General features: G+C 53.6%; 2 protein-coding genes and 1 pseudogene. All 3 read right to left on the bottom strand.

The annotated features are described in order from the left end of the window. Positions 1 to 582 precede the first annotated feature (582 nt). Positions 583 to 1,050 (bottom strand): hypothetical protein, encoded by a 468-nt coding sequence (locus tag PAF17_RS19985; protein ID WP_271890811.1) that lies wholly within the window; start codon positions 1,048 to 1,050, stop codon positions 583 to 585. 29 nt (positions 1,051 to 1,079) lie between these two features. Further along, complete coding sequence (locus PAF17_RS19980; RefSeq protein ID WP_271890810.1) at positions 1,080 to 2,513, bottom strand: hypothetical protein; 1,434 nt, start codon at positions 2,511 to 2,513, stop codon at positions 1,080 to 1,082. A 49-nt stretch (positions 2,514 to 2,562) separates the two neighbouring features. Beyond that, positions 2,563 to 2,657: pseudogene (locus tag PAF17_RS19975) on the bottom strand (IS5/IS1182 family transposase); the annotation flags it as partial.

Below are 2,657 nucleotides of genomic sequence, written 5' to 3'. Positions count from 1 at the left end.
CGAGATGTTCTACAATCCGAAGCGCAAGCATGCGAGAAACGGGATGCTGTCGCCCGTAGAGTTCGAACGGCAGCGGAAACCGAGACCCGAAGGCGTCTAGGAAACGCGGGGCTATTCAAGGCCCGCCAAAGCGCTTCCGTAAGTCGGTGAGTGGGAAAACCCCGACAGGCACAGCCTGAGCCTCATACCGGGCGTGGTGTCAGCCTATAGGCCGGGGCGCATGTAGCGTTCCGGCCATTGTTGTTCGATTGATCGAGAATCAATCCCGGCAGTGAGAAAACGCATCATTTTTTCGCTTGAGACTTTCAGCGGATTTGTTACCCGAGGCGTTACCCCTACGGCGAAATCCGCGCATACCAAAATCCTGCGATCCAAAGTAAGTCTTTGATCTAACTGTCGGGAGACAGATAACTTGGCCATCGCGATTATGATAAGTGATTGATAATAAAAGGTTGGCGCTCGACTTGGAGACACCAATTTGGCCACTTGCGACAAGATTTCTGGCCATTGGCCGACCATGACCATCAGGCAAAAAAAGACGCGGCCAAAGGGCCGCGCCGCAAGGCATCAAGATTTGAGATTTTATCTGAGAGCCATTTGAAACCAGACCAGAAGTTGATACACAAATATGAACGCCAGCCCAAATAATATTACCAATCCGACGGGATTTCTTCGTGCTGCATAATGAAGCTCAGGAGCCGTTATCGCTACTGGGGTCATTCGCGCCAGCAAAGCAACAGTATTTGAGAAGATGTAAAGAGTGAACATCGAGTACGACAACGCTACCACTGATAAATCATCCGGCGCTCCATTTGCCTTGAGCATCAAATACCCAGAAATGGCTGAAATGAAGGGGCGTCCAAAAAACCAAAACAGACCGGCTTCTGTACTCGGTCTCAAGCCGGGCCATGTAAGATATGCAAAAAATGCATACGGGATCACCAGCATCCACGGCATCCAAGTTTGATCCGGAAAGTGTCGGATGGCGATGCAAAGCAACGCAGGATGCATAACAAGGTAGATGAATGTTTCGAATTTTTTCGGATCCATGAAAATCTCCCGATCTGGCAAAGGTATATTTATGGCCGACCAACATGTTCGGGCGGCTGAACAGCCTCCCTCAGAAAAATCTTGTTGAGGTGGTGCGGAAAATCAAGCGGAATGATCCCGTTTCGTTCCCATCTGCGGGCGATATGATTGGCTTGAATCCGGGCTTCTGCCGCGAGCGCGCTAAGCGAAACGTAATTGTCGGCAAAGGCATTGAGGTCGGTTTTGTCGAGAAGGCGATAGTGCCGCCGCGGCCGCTCGCCCCAATGCTGCGTTGCGGGCAGGTATCCCTCGCGCACCAACCACGCAACCGTTTCAGTGTTGAGATGGAGTGCCTTTCTTGCCTGTTCGATGGTCAGTTTGGTTTCGGGTTGCGGTTCTTCGGGGCCATACAGCAGATCACGAAGTTCGTCGCGATTAACGAGGATGTCTGAAATCTTTGCCCTTCCTATCTGCTGGCCGACGAATTCGAGCTTACCACCAATGATCAGTGTCAGGATGTCTTCAGCTAACATCGACACGGCACCTGCCGCATCGACGACCCGTGAGCAATCAGGTCGGCGTTGCGACACGAGCTGTGCCTGATCGAATATGGCCTGCCGTAGCTTATCGAGATCGCCGATATCGTACAGGTCGGCAACCTTCTCGGCTCTGAATGCTGCCCGAACATGCCCAAGTCGCCTGAGCCGATCAAACAAGTCGGTCGATACACCGAGATACTTTGCTGCTTTGACCCGAGGCGCGCAGGAGTTGATCGTAGACAGCAAACGGTCCACATCTTTGACGGCCAGTGAACCGTGATCATCAGCAAGCTCGTGAAGCAAGCGGTAGGTTCGCGAGGTGTTCAAGCCATATGTCTCGGCGGCGCTTTTGGCGGTATGGTATCTGCGTTGTTTACACTCCCGCCCCAGCAAGATGGCGCCCACCGGAATCGGTTGGTGATCGAAGACGAAACCGGCAACGTCGTCCAAGATCTGTTCATAGCGGTTATCGGTTTTTACCTTGTCGAGCCAGCGCCACAGATTCCCAGACGCAGCATAGTATCCTGTGCGTCCCGATTGGGATTTCTTCCAGATGTCGGACAGAAGCACTTGGATGCCGTCGGTTGCTGATGTCAGGCGCTGAAATGCGGCCTCCGTCGCCTGCGCGAGTTGCTTTTCCTCCAGCCCTAGCGGCGCGGTATCCGGGCCAAAGCAAAGCGCCACTCCAGCCTTTTCGCAGAACTGTACCTCCGCGCTGATGGGCATCCTATCAACCCACTGATCGGGTGTTTTGTCGGCCAGCCTGCGCATGAGCCAGGATTCGAAGTTGTTGGGCTGGGGCCGTTCGGCATCGGCTAGTCGTTGGATGTCAGTGAAGTTTTCTTCGATGATCTGGGCAACATCCATTTCATAAAGCGACTCAGATCGGCGCGATAGCGCACGGATCGGTATGCCGTGATCCGGGCAGATGCGAAATTGCGTCAACTGCCAATGGGATCGGCTATACCTTGCTAGGCTCAGGACTCATTCCGATTCACAGCCAGAAGATGACAGTTGCGGCGAGTACGATCGCTGAGAAGAAGGTCTTCGGGCACCGGTCGTACCGCGTTGCAACGCGCCGCCAGTCCT

It is taken from the genome of Paracoccus onchidii, from assembly GCF_028294535.1.
GTDB lineage: Bacteria > Pseudomonadota > Alphaproteobacteria > Rhodobacterales > Rhodobacteraceae > Paracoccus > Paracoccus onchidii.
Note: the sequence above shows the minus strand (reverse complement) of the source record. Positions and strands in the feature narration are given on the sequence as shown.